This is a genomic window from Saccharomonospora iraqiensis subsp. paurometabolica YIM 90007 (assembly GCF_000231035.2).
GTDB classification, from domain to species: domain Bacteria; phylum Actinomycetota; class Actinomycetes; order Mycobacteriales; family Pseudonocardiaceae; genus Saccharomonospora; species Saccharomonospora paurometabolica.
The window spans coordinates 235,352-236,553 of the sequence record NZ_KI912213.1 but is presented as its reverse complement, the minus strand read 5'-3'; the positions used below and the strand labels follow the sequence as shown (position 1 = coordinate 236,553).

The following is a 1,202-nucleotide window of genomic DNA, read 5'->3' as shown; positions in this document are numbered from 1 at the left end:
TGCTGGTCGTCGGACACGCCCGGCTACAGGAGCGGATCGCGGGTCACTCCCGTGCGACGGTGACCTCGTTCGCCGGCCTCGGCAGCGGCCTCGCGGGGCCCCTCGTCTTCGGGGCCTGGGCGCTCGGCGCCCTCCCGGCGGTCGCGGTCCTCGCCGCGCTGGTGGCGCTTTCCCTGCCGCACGGTCTCCGCAATCCCGACCGGAGGACGGCGGCGCCGGTCCGCTGATCCGCTGTTCCGCGGAGGCGCGGTGGCGCGTTCCGACCGGAACACTCCGCGACCGCCTCACCGCGCCGGGCGTCCGGGTCGCACACGGACCGCAGTCCCTTCCCCCGCAATTCGTGTCCATTGGCACGAGAACGGTCCTGATTGGCTACAAGAAGTGATTCGGCGCCGTTCCGGGGAGTTCTACGCCGACAAGATCGAAATTGTGTCGGCGGGTTCGGGATGTTGCCGTGCGGAGATCGGTGACCGGATCGGGAAGATCAACCGACCCGCCTTCGTGAACGGCGTCACGGGTCGTTTTCATCGCTGGGCACAGGGCTGAACAAACAGGCGTGCCCGGAAGGTTGCCCGAACCAAACCCACTTGATCTGTGTTCCTGACCACCCATTGATGACCGCCGACGTTGTCGTTTCGTAATCTCGCGGAGGCCTCAACAAAGCCGATCTTCATCGAAGCGGACGGTTCCCCGAGTCCCCCGCCGTCGGCCGAGCCCCCGAACAGTGCCGACGGAAACGTACGCGAGAAGGAGACCACGCAGGTGGCAGACCACACGATGTTCGAGCGCGTGAAGGACATTCTCACGCGAACGGCCCCGACCCGAAACATCCAGGCGCCCGCGCTCCGCCGTTCCCTGCGCGACACGACCCGCAACTACGCCTCCGTCGGCGTGCTCGTCGCCTTCGTCGGCGGTGTCACCGGCCCCGCGCTGATGGCCGGTACGGACGACCCGACGACGGCAGCGGTCCAGCCCGCGTCCAGTGCGATCGTGCAGGACGCCCGGGCGGGTGCCTCCCCGGACGGCGGCGGCGACGGCGCCGCCGGCTCCGCCGACGAGGACTCCGACGACGCCGGTGACCCCGCCGAGGCCAGGGGTGGCGACGGCGGCGGACCCGTCGGCGGTGGGCAGCCCGCCCCCGAAGAGCGGCGATCCGGAGGGGGAGAACACCCCCGCGGACGCGGAGAAGGACGACGGCGGCG

General features: G+C 70.4%; 2 pseudogenes. Both read left to right on the top strand.

From position 1 onward, the window contains the following. Positions 1 to 227, top strand: a pseudogene (locus tag SACPADRAFT_RS25785) (MFS transporter); the annotation flags it as partial. 535 nt (positions 228 to 762) lie between these two features. Then, positions 763 to 1,202, top strand: a pseudogene (locus tag SACPADRAFT_RS32285) (hypothetical protein); the annotation flags it as partial.